The organism is Nocardioides okcheonensis, from assembly GCF_020991065.1.
Classification (GTDB): domain Bacteria; phylum Actinomycetota; class Actinomycetes; order Propionibacteriales; family Nocardioidaceae; genus Nocardioides; species Nocardioides okcheonensis.
Genome location: NZ_CP087710.1, coordinates 401,275 through 419,428 on the forward strand (window position 1 = coordinate 401,275; position 18,154 = coordinate 419,428).

14 protein-coding genes are annotated in these 18,154 nt (G+C 72.1%); 11 read left to right on the forward strand and 3 right to left on the reverse strand.

The features are described from left to right. Positions 1–96: 96 nt before the first annotated feature. The gene (gene mshC, locus LN652_RS01860; RefSeq protein WP_230443019.1) at positions 97–1,335 is read left to right on the forward strand and encodes a cysteine--1-D-myo-inosityl 2-amino-2-deoxy-alpha-D-glucopyranoside ligase; all 1,239 of its coding nucleotides are present in this window, start codon (positions 97–99) and stop codon (positions 1,333–1,335) included. A gap of 77 nt (positions 1,336–1,412) precedes the next feature. Here mshC and LN652_RS01865 read toward each other — a convergent pair whose 3' ends face one another. After that, on the reverse strand, positions 1,413–2,258 hold the full coding sequence (locus tag LN652_RS01865) for a PAC2 family protein (RefSeq protein WP_230443020.1): 846 nt from the start codon (positions 2,256–2,258) through the stop codon (positions 1,413–1,415). A 208-nt stretch (positions 2,259–2,466) separates the two neighbouring features. Between LN652_RS01865 and metH the strand changes: the two genes are divergently transcribed. Next, the gene (gene metH, locus LN652_RS01870; protein ID WP_230444803.1) at positions 2,467–6,180 is read left to right on the forward strand and encodes a methionine synthase; all 3,714 of its coding nucleotides are present in this window, start codon (positions 2,467–2,469) and stop codon (positions 6,178–6,180) included. Between the two features lie 10 nt (positions 6,181–6,190). Here metH and LN652_RS01875 read toward each other — a convergent pair whose 3' ends face one another. Further along, positions 6,191–7,612 (reverse strand): GntP family permease, encoded by a 1,422-nt coding sequence (locus tag LN652_RS01875; RefSeq protein WP_230443021.1) that lies wholly within the window; start codon positions 7,610–7,612, stop codon positions 6,191–6,193. A 132-nt stretch (positions 7,613–7,744) separates the two neighbouring features. On the opposite strand from LN652_RS01875, the gene LN652_RS01880 reads away from it, so the two are divergent. The 6 genes from LN652_RS01880 (at position 7,745) to LN652_RS01905 (ending at position 14,424) form a co-directional block, all read left to right on the forward strand. Then, complete coding sequence (locus LN652_RS01880) at positions 7,745–8,422, forward strand: HAD family hydrolase (RefSeq protein ID WP_230443022.1); 678 nt, start codon at positions 7,745–7,747, stop codon at positions 8,420–8,422. A gap of 95 nt (positions 8,423–8,517) precedes the next feature. Next, complete coding sequence (locus LN652_RS01885; RefSeq protein ID WP_230443023.1) at positions 8,518–10,185, forward strand: ABC transporter substrate-binding protein; 1,668 nt, start codon at positions 8,518–8,520, stop codon at positions 10,183–10,185. Between the two features lie 109 nt (positions 10,186–10,294). Next, positions 10,295–11,305: an ABC transporter permease gene (locus LN652_RS01890; protein WP_230443024.1), complete on the forward strand. Its 1,011-nt coding sequence runs from the start codon at positions 10,295–10,297 to the stop codon at positions 11,303–11,305. Positions 11,306–11,310: 5 nt separating this feature from the next. Beyond that, positions 11,311–12,270, forward strand: a complete 960-nt coding sequence (locus LN652_RS01895) for an ABC transporter permease (protein ID WP_230443025.1) — start codon at positions 11,311–11,313, stop codon at positions 12,268–12,270. A gap of 4 nt (positions 12,271–12,274) precedes the next feature. After that, complete coding sequence (locus tag LN652_RS01900; RefSeq protein WP_230443026.1) at positions 12,275–13,276, forward strand: ABC transporter ATP-binding protein; 1,002 nt, start codon at positions 12,275–12,277, stop codon at positions 13,274–13,276. Positions 13,277–13,308: 32 nt separating this feature from the next. Beyond that, positions 13,309–14,424, forward strand: coding sequence for an ABC transporter ATP-binding protein (locus LN652_RS01905; protein WP_230443027.1), 1,116 nt, complete (start codon positions 13,309–13,311; stop codon positions 14,422–14,424). Between the two features lie 19 nt (positions 14,425–14,443). On the opposite strand, the gene LN652_RS01910 is transcribed toward LN652_RS01905, so the two are convergent. Next, the gene (locus LN652_RS01910; RefSeq protein WP_230443028.1) at positions 14,444–15,307 is read right to left on the reverse strand and encodes a RecB family exonuclease; all 864 of its coding nucleotides are present in this window, start codon (positions 15,305–15,307) and stop codon (positions 14,444–14,446) included. A gap of 79 nt (positions 15,308–15,386) precedes the next feature. On the opposite strand from LN652_RS01910, the gene LN652_RS01915 reads away from it, so the two are divergent. From LN652_RS01915 to LN652_RS01925, 3 genes are read left to right on the forward strand one after another with little or no spacing between them, the layout of a single operon-like run. Continuing rightward, entirely contained in the window at positions 15,387–16,523 is a 1,137-nt protein-coding gene (locus LN652_RS01915) for a site-2 protease family protein (protein WP_230443029.1), read from the forward strand. A 34-nt stretch (positions 16,524–16,557) separates the two neighbouring features. Next, positions 16,558–17,550, forward strand: coding sequence for a tRNA (adenine-N1)-methyltransferase (locus LN652_RS01920; RefSeq protein ID WP_230443030.1), 993 nt, complete (start codon positions 16,558–16,560; stop codon positions 17,548–17,550). Continuing rightward, positions 17,547–18,092 (forward strand): GrpB family protein, encoded by a 546-nt coding sequence (locus LN652_RS01925; RefSeq protein ID WP_230443031.1) that lies wholly within the window; start codon positions 17,547–17,549, stop codon positions 18,090–18,092. Before LN652_RS01920 ends, LN652_RS01925 begins: the two co-directional genes overlap by 4 nt. Positions 18,093–18,154 lie beyond the last annotated feature (62 nt).

Consider the following 18,154-nt stretch of genomic DNA (forward strand, 5'->3'; position numbering starts at 1 on the left):
ACGCGCGGTCGCGGGCTCGCAGGCTCGCCCGCGCGCTTGCTCAACCTCCTGACCCAGGCTGTGCGCTCGTTCCTCGCGCCCCGCTAGGGTCATGACATGCGCGCCTGGACGTCCCCCGAGGTACCCGAGCTCCCCGTGACCGGCCCGGCCGTCCGGGTGCACGACACGGCCGGCGGCACGCTCGTCGAGACCCGCCCCGAGGGTGCCGCGCGGCTCTACGTCTGCGGCATCACGCCCTACGACGCGACCCACATGGGCCACGCCGCGACGTACGTCGGCTTCGACCTGCTGCACCGCGCCTGGCGCAACGCCGGGCACGAGGTGACCTACGTGCAGAACGTCACCGACGTCGACGACCCGCTGCTCGAGCGGGCCGCCAAGGTCAAGGTCGACTGGGTCGAGCTCGCCGAGCGCGAGACACAGCTCTTCCGCGACGACATGGAGGCGCTGCGGGTCCTCGCGCCGCACCACTACACCGGCGCGGTCGAGTCGATCCCGCAGGTGATCGCGCTCATCCAGCGCCTCGAGGAGACCGGCTCGGTCTACCGCGTCGACGACGACCTCTACTTCTCGGTGACGGCCGACGACGCGTTCGGCACGGTGTCCGGCCTCGACCGCGAGACGATGCTGCAGATCTTCCCCGACCGCGGCGGCGACCCCGACCGCGCGGGCAAGAAGGACCCGCTCGACTGCCTGCTGTGGCGCGCCGAGCGCCCGGGCGAGCCCGCCTGGGACAGCCCGTGGGGGCCCGGTCGCCCCGGTTGGCACATCGAGTGCTCCGCGATCGCCCTCGACCACCTCGGCACCTCCTTCGACGTCCAGGGCGGCGGCAGCGACCTGGTCTTCCCGCACCACGAGATGTCGGCCGGCCACGCCCAGGTGGCCCACCCGGGGGAGCGGTTCGCACGCGCGTACGCCCACGCCGGGATGGTCGCCTACGACGGCGAGAAGATGTCGAAGTCGCGCGGCAACCTGGTCTTCGTCTCCGCGCTGCGGATGAGCGAGGTGGACCCGATGGCGATCCGCCTGGTCCTGCTGCGCCACCACTACCGCAGCGACTGGGAGTGGACCGACGACCAGCTCTGGGACGCCGTCGACACCCTCGCCTCGTGGCGGCGTGCGCTGGCGCTCGGCGCCGGCGCCCCGGCCGCGCCGGTGGTCGAGCGGGTGCTGGCCGCGCTGGCCGACGACCTCGACGCCCCGACGGCCGTCGCGGCCGTCCAGGAGTGGGTCGACGCCACCGTCGGCACGACCGGGCTCGCCGACACCTCCGACCGCGACGCGGCGGCGACGATGCACCGGCTCCTCGACGCCGCCCTCGGCCTCGCGCTCTGACGTACGGCGCGCTGGTGGGCGGTGCCTGAGCCACATTCCGAAGCCTCAGAATGTGGGTGGGGCACCGCTCGGGCCGGTCAGTCGGTGTCGCGGCGCTTGAGGTAGCGCTCGAACTCCCGCGCGATCGCCTCGCCGCTGGCCTCGGGGAGGTCGGCGGTGTCGCGGGTCTCCTCCAGCGCCCGGACGTAGTCGGCGACGTCCTCGTCCTCGGCGGCGAGCTCGTCGACGCCGCGCTCCCACGCCTTGGCGTCGTCGGGGAGGTCGCCGAGCGGCATCGGCGCCTGCAGCAGCTCCTCGAGCTGGTGGAGCAGCGCGAGCGTCGCCTTCGGGCACGGCGGCTGGGCGACGTAGTGCGGGACGGCCGCCCAGTAGGACACCGACGGGATGTCAAGCTGGGAGCACGCGTCGTTGAAGACGCCGACGATCCCGGTGGGGCCCTCGTAGCTCGACTGCTCGACGTCGAGGCGGTCGACGAGGTCGGGCTCGCTGGCGGTGCCCGAGACCGGGATGGGGCGGGTGTGCGGGCTGTCGGCCAGCAAGGCTCCCAGCGTCACCACGAGCTCGGCCCCGAGGTCGTCGCAGGCGGCGAGGAGCTCGGCGCAGAACTGCCGCCACCGCATGTTCGGCTCGATGCCGCGCACCAGGATCACGTCGCGCCCGAGCCCGGCGGGCCGGGCCACCGCGATGCGGGTGGTCGGCCAGGTCAGCCGCCGGTGGCCGTGGTGGTCGGTCCCGATGATCGGGCGGTTGACCTGGAAGTCGTAGAACTCCTCGGGGTCGACGGCACCGATGACCTCGGCGCCCCACTGGTCCATCAGGTGGTCGACGAGCCCGGAGGCCGCGTCAGCAGCGTCGTTCCACCCCTCGAAGGCGGCGATCACCACGGGGTGGACGAGGTCCTGCACGTCGTCGAACTCGATCACCCACCCAGCCTAGGGCGCTCCGCCCAGCGAGCCGCGCTGATTTCGCCGGCCGTCGCGCCGGTGCCACGATGTGGGAAACCGGTCCGTCTGTCGGACACCGTTCCTAGGCTGGTCGTGTTCGACGCCCGAGAGGACCATCCCGCCCGTGAAGCCGCAGCACCGACCCGACGCCACCGCCGCCCTGACGGCCATCCTGCGCGAGCGGATCATGGTGCTGGACGGCGCGATGGGCACCGCGATCCAGCGCGACCGCCCCGACGAGGCCGGCTACCGGGGCGAGCGGTTCGCGGACCACCCCAGCGACCTCGTCGGCAACAACGACCTGCTGACCCTGACGCAGCCGCAGATCATCCGGACCATCCACGACGAGTACCTCGCCGCGGGCGCCGACGTGATCGAGACCAACACCTTCAACGCCAACGCGGTCTCCCTCGCCGACTACGGCCTCGAGGACCTCGCCTACGAGCTCAACCTCGAGTCGGCACGGCTCGCCCGCACCGCCGCCGACGCGGTCGCCACCGACGACCGGCCCCGGTGGGTCGCCGGCGCCCTCGGCCCCACGACCCGCACGGCGTCCATCTCGCCCGACGTCAACGACCCGGGCGCGCGCAACGTGTCGTTCGACCAGCTGGCCGACGCCTACCTCGTCGCGGCCCGCGGGCTGGTCGACGGCGGCTCCGACCTGCTGATGATCGAGACGATCTTCGACACCCTCAACGCCAAGGCTGCGATCTTCGCGGTCGAGACGCTCTTCGAGGAGCAGGGCCGGCGCTGGCCTGTCATCATCTCCGGCACCATCACCGACGCGTCGGGCCGGACGCTGTCCGGCCAGGTGACCGAGGCGTTCTGGAACTCCGTGCGCCACGCCCGGCCGCTCGCGATCGGCCTCAACTGCGCGCTCGGCGCGCGGGACATGCGGCCCTACGTCGCCGAGCTGTCCCGGCTCGCCGACACGTTCGTCAGCGTCTACCCCAACGCCGGCCTGCCCAACGCCTTCGGCGAGTACGACGAGACGCCCGACCAGACGGCGGCGGTGCTGGCCGAGTTCGCCGACGCCGGCTTCCTCAACCTCGTCGGCGGGTGCTGCGGCACGACGCCCGACCACGTCGCGGCGATCGCCGCCGCGGTCGACGGCAAGGAGCGGCGCACGCCGGCCGAGGTCGAGCCCGTGATGCGGCTGTCCGGGCTCGAGCCCCTGACGATCACCCCCGACAGCCTGTTCGTCAACGTCGGCGAGCGCACCAACATCACCGGGTCGGCCCGGTTCCGCACCCTCATCAAGGACGGCGACTACGACACCGCGCTCGGGGTCGCCGCCCAGCAGGTCGAGGCCGGCGCGCAGGTGATCGACGTCAACATGGACGAGGGCATGATCGACGGCGTCGCCGCGATGGACCGCTTCCTCAAGCTGATCGCCGCCGAGCCCGACATCAGCCGGGTCCCGGTGATGGTCGACTCCTCGAAGTGGGAGGTGATCGAGGCCGGCCTCAAGTGCGTCCAGGGCAAGCCGATCGTCAACTCGATCTCGATGAAGGAGGGCGAGGAGCCGTTCCGCGAGCACGCCCGCCTGTGCCGCAAGTACGGCGCGGCCGTCGTGGTGATGGCCTTCGACGAGGACGGCCAGGCCGACAACCTCGAGCGGCGCAAGGCGATCTGCGAGCGCGCCTACCGGATCCTCGTCGACGAGGTCGGCTTCCCGCCCGAGGACATCATCTTCGACCCCAACGTCTTCGCGGTCGCCACCGGCATCGAGGAGCACGCCACCTACGGCGAGGACTTCATCGAGGCGACCCGCTGGATCAAGCAGCACCTGCCCGGTGCGAAGGTGAGCGGCGGCATCTCGAACGTGTCGTTCTCCTTCCGCGGCAACAACCCGGTCCGCGAGGCGATCCACGCGGTGTTCCTCTTCCACGCCATCCGCGCGGGGCTCGACATGGGCATCGTCAACGCCGGCGCGCTTGCCGTCTACGACGAGGTCGACGACGAGCTGCGCGAGCGGATCGAGGACGTCGTGCTCAACCGGCGCCCGGACGCCGCCGAGCGGCTGCTGGAGGTCGCCGAGGCGCACAACCGCACGGCCGCCGCCGAGGAGGCCGCGGAGGACGAGTGGCGCGCGCTGCCGATCGGCGAGCGGATCACCCATGCGCTCGTGAAGGGCATCGACGCCCACATCGAGTCCGACACCGAGATCCTGCGCGGCGAGATCGCGGAGCGCGGCGGCCGCCCGATCGAGGTCATCGAGGGCCCGCTGATGGACGGCATGAACGTCGTCGGCGACCTGTTCGGCGCCGGCAAGATGTTCCTGCCCCAGGTCGTCAAGAGCGCCCGCGTGATGAAGAAGGCGGTCGCCTACCTCATCCCCTACATCGAGCAGGAGAAGCTCGACAACCCGGCGCTCGCGACGGCCAAGGACACCAACGGCACCATCGTGATGGCCACGGTGAAGGGCGACGTCCACGACATCGGCAAGAACATCGTCGGCGTCGTGCTCCAGTGCAACAACTACGAGGTCATCGACCTCGGCGTGATGGTCCCCGCGCAGAAGATCCTCGACACCGCCCAGGAGGTCGGCGCGGACATCATCGGCCTGTCCGGGCTGATCACGCCCTCGCTCGACGAGATGGTCAACGTGGCGTCCGAGATGCAGCGCCAGGGCCTCACCATCCCGCTCCTCATCGGTGGCGCCACCACCTCGCGCGCCCACACGGCGGTGAAGGTGGACCCGCGCTACGAGGGCGCGGTCGTCTGGGTCAAGGACGCGTCGCGGTCGGTGCCGACCGCGGCCGCCCTGCTCCACGAGACCGGCCGCGCGAAGCTGATGGCCGACGTGCAGGCCGACTTCGACTCGCTCCGCACCCGCCACGCGGCGAAGAACGACCGCCCGCTGGTCACCCTCGAGCAGGCGCGCGCCAACGCGACGCCGATCGACTGGAACGGCTACCACCCGCCCAAGCCGCGGATGCTGCTGCAGCAGGACCACGCCGTGTCGCCGCTGACCGGCACCCCGGTGGCCCACCACGTCCGCGTGGTCCGCGACCAGGACCTGTCGGTGCTGCGGCGCTACATCGACTGGCAGCCGTTCTTCAACGCGTGGGAGATGAAGGGCGCCTTCCCCGACATCCTCAACAACCCCAGCTCCGGGCCCGCGGCCCGCAAGCTCTACGACGACGCCCAGGAGATGCTGGACCGGGTCATCGCCGAGAAGTGGATCCGCGCCCACGGCGTGGTCGGGTTCTTCCCGGCGGCGTCCACCGGCGACGACGTCGAGCTCTACCTCGGGTCCGACCGCTCCGAGGTGCACGCGACCCTCCGCCACCTCCGGCAGCAGGGGCAGCACCGCGACGGCGTGCCCAACCGCTCGCTCGCCGACTTCGTGGCACCCAAGGGCTCGGGCGTGCCCGACCACGTGGGGGCGTTCGCGGTGACGGCCGGCGACGGTCTCGGCGAGCGCGTGAAGGCGTTCCGCGACGACCTCGACGACTACGCCGCCATCCTCCTCGAGTCGCTCGCCGACCGGCTCGCCGAGGCCTTCGCGGAGCGGCTGCACGAGCGGGTGCGCAAGGAGCTGTGGGGCTACGCCCCCGACGAGCACCTCGACAACGTCGGGCTGATCAAGGAGCAGTACGACGGCATCCGCCCGGCCCCGGGCTATCCCGCCTGCCCGGAGCACACCGAGAAGCAGACGCTGTGGGAGCTGCTCGACGTCGAGGCGCACACCGGCATCCGGCTCACCGAGTCGATGGCGATGTGGCCGGGCGCGTCGGTGAGCGGGTTCTACTACTCCCACCCGCAGTCGCAGTACTTCGTCGTCGGCCGCCTCGGGCGCGACCAGGTCGCCGACTACGCCGAGCGCAAGGGCTGGACCCTCGCCGAGGCCGAGCGCTGGCTCTCGCCGAACCTCGGCTACGACCCGGAGGACTGACCCGGACGACTCAGGCGACGACGGCCGCCAGCATGACCAGCGGGAGCGAGACCACCGACGCCACCGACGTGACGAGGGTCAGCGTCTTCAGGGTGCCCTTGGTCGAGAGCCCGAGCAGCGACTTGAACATCCAGAAGAAGTTGCTGTTGACCTGCAGCGCGAACATCGCGCCCGACGCGATGGCGAGGCCGATCACGAGGGGGGAGACGGTCAGCGAGTCGAGGATCGGGGCGATGATCCCGGCGGCGGTGATCGCTGCCACCGACACCGACCCGATGGCGAGGTGGAGGACCGCGGCGATGAACCACGCCAGCAGGATGCTCAGCACCACCGGCGCCCCCTCGTCGGCCCGGAACAGGTCACCGAGGACCTGGTCGAGCCCGGTCGCCTCGATCACCGCGCCGAGCGAGCCGCCGACACCGGTGATGAGCAGGATCTCGCCGGTCGTGTGGAAGCCGTCCTCCATCGCCTCGTTGGTCCTCTCGGACCCGGCTGACGCGCGGGAGAGGGCGTACGCGCCGAGCAGCCCGACGAAGAGCGCGACGTTGGCGTCGCCGAGGAACGCGACGAAGGCGTTCGACCAGCCGCCGAGCTCGGCGAACGCTCCGAACGCGATCAGCAGCAGCGGCACGAGGATCGGCAGCATCAGGACCACCAGCGGGAGGCGGCGCACGCCGTCCTCGGCCTCGGCGGCGCTCGCGGACTCCTCCGTGCGGGCGAGGGCCTCCTCCGACGAGCCGGCCTCGCCGGTCAGGTAGGCGCGGTCGGCGGCCTCCTGCTCGAGCATCGCCTCGTCCGGCTCCTCGTCCGTCGCGGGGTCCCAGAAGCCGCCGGCCCCGAAGAGCACCCGCATGAGGAGGGTCGAGACGAGGGCCGTGACGAGGCCGATCACCACGCCGAGGACCAGCCAGTCACCCAGCCGGATGTCGAGCAGGCCCGCGATCGAGATCGCCGCGAGCCCGGGGATCACGAACACGTAGCCGGCGAAGATCCCGCAGCCCAGCGCGGAGGCGAGCACCGGCAGGCCGGTCCGGCCGATGTAGGGCGACGCGGAGCGGGCGACCGGCGCCGCGAGCACGACCTGGACGTCGACGTAGATCGACGGCATGACCACGGCCAGCATCGAGGTGAGCGCGTAGGGGAGGCGCCCGGGCCCGACCCGCTGCACCAGCTGGCCCACGAGGCGTCGGAACGCCCCGGTGGAGTGCAGGAGCGAGCCGATCAGCACCCCGAAGCCGATGAGCAGCCCGACCTCCGCCATGATCCCGCCGAAGCCGGTCGTGATCGCCTCGACGGTGCCGGCGAAGCCCACCCCGGCGGCCAGGCCGAGGTAGAGCGAGCCGAGGACCAGCGAGATCACCGGGTCGATGCGTCCCTTGATGATCAGGGCGATGACCAGGACGATCGCGACGGACGTGTGGACAGCGACCATGACTCCTCCTCCGTCCCCAGGAGGTGCTCCCGAGAGGACCACTGTCTACCGGTGCGAGGCGCTCGTGGCCACCCGCGGCCCAGGTCCCGGGCCGTCCGTGGGCGCGTGCCGGGTCCTCGGTAGGGTCGACGGGTGACTTCTACGGCGCAGCAGACGCACCTCCCAGCGGCCGTCCTGTGGGACATGGACGGCACGCTCGTCGACACCGAGCCGTACTGGATCGCCACCGAGTACGCGATGGCCGACAAGTACGGCGGCACCTGGTCGCAGGAGCACGCGATGAACCTCGTCGGCAGCGCCCTGCTCGACTCCGGTGACTACATCCGGGTCCACATGGGCATCGACCGCACCCCGCAGCAGATCGTCGACGAGCTGCTCGACGGCGTCGTGGCCCGCGTCGAGGACGAGGTGCCGTGGCGCCCGGGCGCGCTCGAGCTGCTGACCGACCTGCGCGAGCGGGGCGTGCCGTGCGCCCTGGTCACCATGTCGTGGCAGCGGTTCGTCGCGCCGATCCTCGCGCAGCTGCCCGAGGGCTCGTTCGCGACCGTGGTGACCGGCGACCGGGTCGAGCTCGGCAAGCCGCACCCCGAGCCGTACCTCACTGCGGCGGCGGAGCTCGGCGTCGACCCGGCCGCGTGCGTGGCCATCGAGGACTCCAACACCGGCGCCAAGTCGGCGGTCGCGGCGGGCTGCACCGTGGTGTGCGTGCCGCACCACGTGCCGATCCTCGAGGGGGAGCGACGGGTGTTCGCGGACACCCTGGTGGGCGTCGACACCGACGCGCTCGCGGCGCTGGCCCGCGACACGTGACCCGAACGTGACCCGGGCGGTGTGGCCCGGGTCACGTCGCTCCGTCTAGGGTTCAGGACAACTTGGACCGGATACCGGACGGAAGGAATCTCGGGATGTCTCCACGTCGTACCGCGGCGACCCTGGCGGCAGCAGTGCTGACCGCCTCCACCCTCGCGAGCTGTGCGGAGAGCCAGCGCGACGACAGCAGCGGGGGCGGTGGTGACGACGGGACGTTCGTGTTCGGCGCCGCCGGCGCTCCCGAGATGTTCGACCCGTTCTACGCCACCGACGGCGAGACCTTCCGCGTCACGCGGCAGATGTTCCAGGGCCTCGTCGGCATCGAGCCCGGCACGGCCGAGGTCGTGCCCGAGCTCGCCACCGAGTGGACGCCCAACGACGACGGCACCGAGTGGACCTTCGAGCTCCGCGACGACGTGACCTTCCACGACGGCACCGACTTCAACGCCGAGGCCGTCTGCGCGAACTTCGAGCGGATGTTCGACCAGAACGAGGCGGGCCAGACGGCCGGCGAGTACTGGGGCTACGTGATGGGCTCGTTCAAGAACGACGCCGCCAACTCGCTCTACCAGGGCTGCGAGGCGACCGACGAGTTCGAGGCGACCATCTCGATCAGCGGGCCCACCTCGGGCTTCCCGACGATGCTCTCCCTCGCGTCGCTGGCGATGCAGTCGCCCACCGCGATGGAGGAGGGCGACGCCAACGGCATCCAGGCCGAGGGCGAGGGCTTCAGCTTCCCCGACTACGCCGACAACCCGGTCGGGACCGGCCCGTTCACCTTCGGCGACTACGACGAGGCCAACGGCACCATCACCCTCGAGCGCAACGACGACTACTGGGGCGACCCGGCGCAGGTCAGCGAGCTGGTGTTCCGGGTCATCCCGGACGAGAGCACCCGCCGCCAGGAGCTCGAGGCCGGCAGCATCAACGGCTACGACCTGCCGAACCCGGTCGACTGGGCCGGCCTCGAGGACGAGGGCAACAGCGTCGAGATCCGCGACGCGTTCAACATCCTCTACCTCGGGCTCAACCCCGAGGCGAACCCGCAGCTGAAGGACCTCAAGGTCCGCCAGGCGCTCTACCACGCGCTCAACCGCGAGCAGCTGGTGCAGACCCAGCTCCCCGAGGGCGCCACCGAGGCCACACAGTTCATGCCGGACACCGTCAGCGGCTACAACACCGACCTCCAGCCGTACGCCTACGACCCCGAGGAGGCCAAGCGCCTGCTCGCGGAGGCGGGCGCCGAGGGCATGGAGCTGACCTTCGCGTACCCGACCGAGGTCAGCCGCCCCTACATGCCGGACCCGCAGAAGATCTACGAGGCGCTGCGCACCGACCTCGAGGCCGTGGGCATCAAGGTCAACGTCAAGACGGCCTCCTGGAACGGCGGCTACCTCGACAACGTGACGGCCGGCCGCTACGACGCCTACATCCTCGGCTGGACCGGCGACTACGACTCGCCGTTCAACTTCGTCGGCACGTTCTTCGGCAACCTGAAGGAGAACGACTTCGGCACCAAGGCCTACCCGTGGGGCCAGCAGCTCTCCGAGGACCTCAAGTCGGCCGACGCCATCGTCGACGACGAGCAGCGCGCGGCGGCCTTCGAGGAGATCAACGGCCAGATCATGGAGGACTACCTCCCGGGCCTGCCGATCAGCCACTCGCCGCCGGCCCTGGTCGTCGGCCCCGGCGTCGACGGCGTCGTGCCGAGCCCGCTGACCGCCGAGGAGTTCGCGTCGGTCTCGGTCGAGGGAGGGCAGTGACGCGACGGCGCCCACGCCCGTCTCGTTGACCGATCCATCTGCGTGAGGCCCGGCGGTCGTCGTCCGCGACGACCGCCGGCCCGCGCAGGCGTGTGAGGAGATCCCCCTCGTGGTTCGTTTCGTCGTACGACGGCTCCTGCAGATGGTGCTGGTGGTCGTCGTGCTGTCCATGCTCGTCTTCGCCTGGCTGCGCTCGCTGCCGGGCGGGCCCGTGTCCGCGATCCTCGGAGAACGCCAGACCGAGGAGCGCCGGGCGGCGCTGGAGGCCGCGCTCGGCCTCGACCAGCCGCTGCCCGTGCAGTACCTCAAGTTCCTCGAGCGCGCCGTGCAGGGCAACTTCGGCGTCTCCACCAAGGTCCTGCCCGGCGAGGACGCGCTCCAGATCTTCCTCGACCGGCTGCCGGCCACGGTCGAGCTGTCGGCCCTGGCCCTGCTCATCGCCGTGGCGCTCGGCATCCCGCTCGGCTACGTCGCCGCCCGGCGCCGGGGTTCACCGGCCGACACGAGCGCCGTCATCTTCTCCCTGGTCGGGGTGGCGGTGCCGGTGTTCTTCACCGCGTTCCTGCTCAAGTACTTCTTCGCCGTGGAGTGGAACCTGCTGCCCGTCTCCGGGCGACAGAGCACCGGCCTCGACGCCACCCGGGTGACCGGCATGTTCGTGCTCGACGGGATCCTCACCCGCGAGTGGGACGCCGCCTGGGACGCGCTCAAGCACCTCATCCTGCCCGCCGTCGCGCTCTCGACCATCCCGTTCGCGGTGATCTTCCGGATCACCCGCGCCTCGGTGCTCGACGTCCTCGACGAGGACTACGTCCGCACCGCCGAGGCGAAGGGACTGACCACGCGGGTCATCCGCGCGCGACACGTGCTGCGCAACGCGATGCTCCCGGTGGTGACCACGATCGGGCTCCAGGTCGGCGGCCTGCTCGCCGGCGCCGTGCTGACCGAGACCGTCTTCTCCTACCAGGGCGTCGGCGCCGCGCTCGCGACCGCGTTCCGCGACAAGGACTACGCCGTGCTGCAGGTCCTCATCCTCGCCGCCGCGGTCATCTACGTGCTCGTCAACCTGCTGGTCGACATCGCCTACGCCGTCATCGACCCCCGGATCCGGACGAGGTGAGCCCGATGACCGAACCCACCGAGCGCCCCACCTACGGCGGCCTGCGCCGACGGCGCATCGACCAGCTCGCCGCCGGCGCGGTGGGCGACGAGCCCGGCGTCTCCCTGCTGCGCAGCGCCTGGGACCGGCTGCGCCGCAACCCGATCTTCCTCGTCGGCGCGGGCATCACGCTCGCGTTCGTCGTGCTGGCCGCGATCGCGCCGTGGATCGCGCCGTGGGACCCCACCGCCGCGCCGCTGCTCGACAAGGTGCGGCCGCAGACCAACCCGGTGCCCGGCCCCGAGGCCGGCCACCTGCTCGGCGGCGACGACCGCGGACGGGACCTGCTCTCGCGCCTCATCGTCGGCAGTCGCCAGACCCTCGTCGTCGGTGTCTTCGCCACGGTGTTCGGGCTGATCGGCGGGCTCACGCTCGGCACCCTCGCCGGCGCCTTCGGCGGCTGGGTCGACTCGCTGGTCATGCGCATCGTCGACGTGATGCTGTCGATCCCGTCGCTGCTGCTGGCCTTCACCATCGCCTCGCTCGCCCGCAGCCCCAGCCAGTGGACGCTCGTGGTGGCGATCGCGATCATCCAGGTGCCGGTGTTCGCGCGGCTGCTGCGCGGCTCGATGCTCGCGCAGCGGTCCAGCGACCACGTGCTCGCCGCGCGCTCGCTGGGCGTACGGCCCCGCGCGATCGTGTTCCGGCACATGCTGCCCAACTCGCTCGGCCCGGTGATCGTCCAGGCCACGCTGTCGCTGGCCGTGGCGATCATCGACGCCGCCGCGCTGTCCTTCCTGGGGCTGGGCAACCCCGACCAGAGACAACCCGAGTGGGGGCAGATGCTCGGCCTGGCCCATCAGTACATCTCCGAGGCGCCGCACCTCGCGTTCTACCCCGCCGGCTGCATCATCGTCGTGGCGCTCGGCTTCACGCTCATGGGGGAGTCGCTGCGCGAGGCGCTGGACCCGAAGGCGAGGAGGTGACCGCATGACCCGCCACCCCACCGGCGCGACCGAGCCGCTGCTGTCCGTGCAGGACCTGCGCGTCACCTTCCGCCGCCACGGCCAGGAGCCGTTCCACGCCGTCGACGGCGTGAGCTTCGACGTGCGCGCCGGGCAGACCGTCGGGCTCGTCGGCGAGTCCGGCTGCGGCAAGTCCGTGACCTCGCTGGCCCTGATGGGCCTGCTGCCCTCGCGCGGCAACACCGTCGAGGGCCGTGCGGTCTTCGACGGCGAGGACCTGCTGGCGCTCTCGCCGTCGGCGATGCGCGACCGCCGCGGCGCGGACATCGCGATGATCTTCCAGGACCCGCTGTCCTCGCTGAACCCCGTCGTGACCATCGGTCGCCAGGTCACCGAGGTGATGGAGCGGCACCAGGGCCTGAGCCGCCGTGAGGCGACCCCGAAGGCGGCCGAGCTGCTCGACCGGGTCGGGATCCCCGACCCGCGGGCCCGCCTGGCCACGTACCCGCACCAGCTCAGCGGCGGCATGCGCCAGCGGGCCCTCATCGCGATGGCGCTCGCGTGCAACCCGCGGCTGCTGATCGCCGACGAGCCCACCACGGCGCTCGACGTGACCATCCAGGCGCAGATCCTCGCGCTGCTCAAGGAGCTCGTCGTCGACACCGGCACCGCGCTGGTGATGATCACCCACGACCTCGGCGTCGTGGCCGGGCTCTGCGACGAGGTCAACGTGCTCTACGGCGGCAAGATCGTCGAGCGCGGCGGGCGCCACGGGCTGTTCCGGCAGCCGCGCCACCCGTACACGACCGGACTGCTCGACTCGATCCCGCGGCTCGACGCGCCGCGGGGCGAGAAGCTCACCCCGGTCCGGGGCTCGGTGGCCGACAACCTGCCGTGGGACTCCGCGTGCGCCTTCGCGCCGCGCTGCACCCGCGCGGTCGGCGCCTGCACCAGCCACACCCCGCAGTGGGACGGCGACCACGTCGTCGGCTACCGCTGCTTCAACCCAACGGGAGGCGCGCAGTGAGCGGCACGGTGCAGGACGTCCAGGAACCGGACGTGCACGACCACGACGTGCTCGTCGAGGTGCGCGGGCTGGAGGTGCACTTCCCGATCAAGAGCGGCATCGTCTTCGACCGCACCGTCGGGCACGTCCGCGCGGTCGACGGCGTCGACCTCTCGATCCGGCGCGGGGAGACCTACGGCCTGGTGGGGGAGTCGGGGTGCGGCAAGTCGACGCTCGGCAAGGCCATCCTCAACCTCGAGCCGCCCACGGCCGGCTCCGTGCTCTTCGACGGCACCGACGTCGCCTCGCTGAAGGGCGAGGCGCTGCGGCGCGAGCGCAAGCGGTTCCAGATGGTCTTCCAGGACCCGATGTCGAGCCTCGACCCGCGCCAGACGGTGGAGTCGCTGCTGCTCGAGGGCATGCGCGCGCACGGCATGGACAAGGACAAGGCCACGACGCACGCCCGGCTGCGCGAGCTGATGTCGTCGGTGGGGCTGCCGCCGGCCGCGCTCAGCAAGTACCCCCACGAGTTCTCCGGCGGCCAGCGCCAGCGCATCGGCATCGCCCGGGCGCTGTCGGTGGGTCCCGACCTGATCGTCGCCGACGAGCCGGTGAGCGCCCTCGACGTCTCGATCCAGGCGCAGGTCATCAACCTGCTCCAGGACATCCAGGACGAGCTCGGCCTGACCTACCTCGTGGTCGCCCACGACCTCGCGGTGGTGCGCCACATCAGCGACCGGATCGGGGTGATGTACCTCGGCGGGCTGGTCGAGGAGTCCGAGGCCGGGGAGCTCTACGACGTCCCGCTGCACCCCTACACGCGGGCCCTCATGTCCGCGGTGCCGGTGCCGGACCCGACCGTCGAGGACACCCGCGAGCAGATCCTGCTGGCCGGCGACCTGCCCTCGCCGGCGAACCCGCCCACCGGGTGCCGGTTCCACACCCGCTGCCCGTGGCGGCAGGAGACGCTCTGCGACACCGAGCGGCCACTCCTGCGGGTCGTCGAGGTCGAGGGGGCCACGTCGGAGCACCGGGTGGCGTGCCACTTCGCCGAGCAGATCGCCTCCGGCGAGGTGCAGCGCCACGAGGTCGCGGCCGAGCTGGTGACCGACGGGTTCGCGGGCCCGGCGCAGCCCGAGGTGCCGCCGGAGGCCTTCATCGCCCCCTAGCGTGCAGGCGTCGCTGACGTCAGGCGGGCTCGGCGTCCGGCAGCGGCGGGATCGTCCCGCCCTTGGTCGGGCAGTAGGCGTGGAACGAGCACCAGTCGCACAGCCGCGACGGGCTCGGGCGCCAGTCCCCGGTCTCGCGGGCGAGGGTGATCGCGCGGTGGATCGCCTCGACCTTGCGCTCGGTGGCGCGCAGGTCGTCCTCGTCGGGCTCGTAGCGCAGGATCTCGCCGTTGCCGAGGTAGACCAGCTGGAGGACCGACGGCACGACTCCGCGCAGCCGCCAGAGGACCAGGGCGTAGAACCTCATCTGGAACAGCGCCTTGGCCTCGTAGCCCTCCTTGGGCGACCGCGAGCTCTTGTAGTCCACCACCCTGATCCGGCCGTCGGGTGCGACGTCGACGCGGTCGACGAACCCCCGCAGCAGGAGCCGGGAGTCGAGGAGCGTCTCGACGTAGAGCTCGCGCTCGGCGGGCTCGAGGCGGCGCGGGTCCTCGAGGTCGAAGTAGCGACGCAGTACGGTCCGGCAGGAGTCCATCCACGCCACGACGTCGGGGCCCTCGTCCCCGAACATCTCCGCGAGCCGGGGCTCGGCCTCCACCAGCGCGTCCCACCGCGGGGCGAGCATGTCGACCGCCTGCTCCGGCGTGCGGTCGGCGGCGGGGAGGTCGAAGAGGTCCTCGAGGACCTTGTGCACCAGGGTGCCGCGCGCGGCGTCGGGAGACGGCTCCTCCGGGAGCCGGTCGATCGTGCGGAAGCGGTAGAGCAGCGGACAGGCCAGGAAGTCGCCCGCCCGGCTCGGCGACAGCGCGCCCACCACCTCGACGCCGTCGACCGGCGTCGACAGGCGTTCGGCGGGGGACGGGTCCTGCGTCGGTGCGGTCATGTCGCGGCCACCCTAGGCGAGCGCACCGACAGCCCCGCGCGCCGAGCCGCACGTGGGCCGCGTTGGCTAGGGTCGTCCCGTGCCCACCCCCGACACGCCCCGCCCTCCGGGCACGTTCCGGATCGGCTCGATCGCGGGCATCGACGTCCTCATCACGAGCTCGTGGTTCGTGGTCGCCTTCCTCATCTCGGTGACCTTCGCGCCCCGGATCGAGGTCGTCCAGCCGGGGCTGGGCTTCCTGAAGTACGTCGCCGGCTTCGTGTTCGCGGTGATCCTCTACCTCTCGGTGCTGCTCCACGAGGCGTCCCACGCGGTCACCGCCAAGCGGCTCGGCTACGGCGTCACGTCGATCACCCTGCACTTCCTCGGCGGGATGACCGAGATCGACGGACAGTCGCGTCGCCCGCGCCACGAGTTCTGGATCGCGGTCGTCGGGCCGCTGACCTCGATCGCGATCGGGCTCGCCGCCGTCGGCCTCTGGTTCGTCGTGCCCGACGGCCTGGTCCAGGTCGCCGTCGAGGGTCTCGCCGGGGCCAACCTGGTCATCGGGGTGCTCAACCTGGTGCCGGGCCTGCCGCTCGACGGCGGGCGGGTCCTCAAGGCGCTCGTGTGGGGCGCCTCCGGCAACCAGCACCGGGCCACGGTCGTGGCCGCGTGGGGCGGGCGCGTCGTCGCGCTCGCGCTGCTCGCCTGGCCGCTGGTCCAGGACCGGGTGATCGGCGAGCCCCCGACGATCCTCGACCTCGTCCTGGTCTTCATCCTCGGCCTGTTCCTGTGGACCGGAGCCACGGCCGCGCTCGCGCACGCGCGGATGCGCCAGCGGCTCCCCGCCCTCGTCGCCCGGCCGCTCGCGCGGCGCACGCTCACCGTCCCGGAGGACGTGCCGCTCGCCGAGGCCGTCCGGCGCGCCCAGGAGGCCCAGGCGGGCAGCATCGTCACCGTCGCCCCCGACGGCAGCCCGCTGGGCATCGTCAGCGAGGCCGCCGTCGCCGCGATGCCGCCCGAGCGGCGACCCTGGGTCGCGGTGTCCACCGTCGCCCGCGCCCTGGAGGAGGGCCTCACCCTCCCCGCCACGGTCGCCGGCGAGGAGCTGATCCTCGCCATCAGCCGCCGCCCCGCCGAGGAGTACCTCCTCGTCGAGGAGGACGGTCGGATCTACGGCGTGCTGTCCACCGCCGACGTCGACCGCGCGTTCCGCGAGAACGCCGCCGGCTGAGTGGATCGGGCCCTCGGCCACTAGGGTCTGCGCCATGTCCGAGGCCCCCACCGATGACCGAGCCCCAGACCGAGCCGACGTCCCCGCCGAGGCGTGGTCGGGCGTGCACCGCGGCCCGCTGCGCGAGGGCGAGTGGGTGCGGCTGACCGACCAGAAGGGTCGCAAGCACAACTTCGAGCTGGTCGCCGGGAAGCGGTTCTTCTCCAACAAGGGCCATCTCGACCACGACGAGCTGATCGGCCGCGAGGAGGGCTTCACCGTCACCTCGTCGGCCGGCGGGCAGTACCTGGTGTTCCGGCCGCTGCTCAACGAGTTCGTGGTCTCGATGCCGCGCGGCGCGGCCGTCGTCTACCCCAAGGACGCCGCCCAGATCGTGGCGCTCGCCGACATCTACCCCGGTGCGCGCGTCGTCGAGGCGGGCGCCGGCTCCGGCGCGCTCACCTGCTCGCTGCTGCGCGCGGTCGGCCCCTGGGGCCGGGTGACCTCCTTCGAGCTGCGCGAGGAGTTCGCCGAGGTCGCCCGCCGCAACGTGCACCAGTTCTTCTCCGCACCGGAGGGGCAGACGCACCCCGCCTGGGACCTGCGCCTCGGCGACCTCAAGGAGGGGCTGCCCGGCCTCGGCACCCAGGTCGACCGGGTGATCCTCGACATGCTCGACCCGTGGAACTGCGTCGACGTGGTCGCCGACGCCCTGGTCCCGGGCGGCATCGTGTGCGCCTACGTCGCCACCACGACCCAGCTCTCCCGGGTCGTGGAGACCCTGCGCGCGCACGGCGGCTTCACCGAGCCGCAGCCGTGGGAGTCCCTCGTGCGGGACTGGCACGTCGAGGGCCTCGCGGTCCGGCCCGGGCACAAGATGATCGGCCACACCGCCTTCCTGGTCACGGCCCGGCGGATGGCGCCGGGGGAGCGGCCGCCGCGCAAGACCCGGCGGCCCGCGCCCGGCGCGTACGGCCCGGACTACACCGGCCCGCGTCCCGCCGACGTGCCGACCCTGGAGGCCGTGCAGGCCGACGCCGAGCAGTGAGCATCGAGGTCGTCGACTGGTCGCCGCGCTGGGCCGAGCAGTTCGAGCAGGTCGCGGCCGTGCTGCGCGACGCGCTCGCCGACGTGTCGTCGGCGCGTGTCGAGCACGTCGGGTCGACGTCGGTGCCGGGGCTGGCCGCCAAGCCGGTCCTCGACGTCGACGTGGTCGTCGAGCCGGGTGACGAGTCGGCGGCCGTCGCGGCGCTGGAGTCCGTCGGCTACGTCCACCGGGGCGACCTCGGCGTCGCCGGGCGCGAGGCGTTCCACGCCCCGGGCCCGCCCCGGCGCAACGTCTACGTCTGCACCGCCGGCACCGCCCACGTGCGCAACCACCTCGCCGTCCGCGACGTGCTGCGCCGCGACCCCGTGCTCCGCGAGGCGTACGCCGCGGTGAAGCGCAGCCTCGCCGACCGGCCCGACATGGACATCGACACCTACCTCGCCGGCAAGTCGGCGGTGCTCCAGCAGGTCCTGGCGGCCTCGGGCGAGCTCACCGCGGAGGAGCTGCGCGCGATCCACCGGCTCAACGATCCCAAAGCGTGACCAACACTCCGGGATATCGGCTCCGGTCCCACCGCTCGGTGGGTAGTGTCACGTCGCAGGAG

Coding starts and splice junctions, on each gene's coding strand:
- mshC (WP_230443019.1), top strand. CDS start 97: ATGCGCGCCTGGACGTCCCCCGAGGTACCCGAGCTCCCCGTGACCGGC.
- metH (WP_230444803.1), top strand. CDS start 2,467: ATGGTGCTGGACGGCGCGATGGGCACCGCGATCCAGCGCGACCGCCCC.
- LN652_RS01875 (WP_230443021.1), bottom strand. CDS start 7,612: ATGGTCGCTGTCCACACGTCCGTCGCGATCGTCCTGGTCATCGCCCTG.
- LN652_RS01885 (WP_230443023.1), top strand. CDS start 8,518: ATGTCTCCACGTCGTACCGCGGCGACCCTGGCGGCAGCAGTGCTGACC.
- LN652_RS01895 (WP_230443025.1), top strand. CDS start 11,311: ATGACCGAACCCACCGAGCGCCCCACCTACGGCGGCCTGCGCCGACGG.
- LN652_RS01900 (WP_230443026.1), top strand. CDS start 12,275: ATGACCCGCCACCCCACCGGCGCGACCGAGCCGCTGCTGTCCGTGCAG.
- LN652_RS01910 (WP_230443028.1), bottom strand. CDS start 15,307: ATGACCGCACCGACGCAGGACCCGTCCCCCGCCGAACGCCTGTCGACG.
- LN652_RS01920 (WP_230443030.1), top strand. CDS start 16,558: ATGTCCGAGGCCCCCACCGATGACCGAGCCCCAGACCGAGCCGACGTC.